The organism is Mesorhizobium sp. M8A.F.Ca.ET.161.01.1.1, from assembly GCF_004792105.1.
Lineage (GTDB): Bacteria > Pseudomonadota > Alphaproteobacteria > Rhizobiales > Rhizobiaceae > Mesorhizobium.
On record NZ_SRTD01000431.1, the window covers coordinates 1 to 293 of the forward strand.

Genomic DNA, 293 nt, shown 5'->3' on the forward strand with positions numbered 1-293 from the left:
GGATGGCCTGGTTGAAATCGATCTCGACGGGACTGACGAGGCGCATCCCGTTTTCCACGGCAATCAGCAATGCCACCACCGCCAGCACGATGGCGCTGGCAAAACCCGCGAGATCGCCGAACTTGCCGGTGCCGAAGGTGAAGCGTGGGTTGCGGGCCTCGCGGCGGGCATAGAGATAAGCGAGTGCCGAAATCAGCATCGCGCCCGCATGGGTGGACATGTGCCAGCCATCCGCCGTTAGCGCCATGGAGCCGTACCAGTGACCGGCGACGATTTCCGCCACCATCATCGCC

Annotated in this window: 1 protein-coding gene; it reads right to left on the bottom strand. The window is 63.5% G+C overall.

Annotated features, from left to right (window positions below):
- A partial coding sequence (locus tag EN804_RS36405; protein ID WP_135922428.1) for a cation diffusion facilitator family transporter occupies positions 1 to 293 on the bottom strand: 293 nt, incomplete at both ends.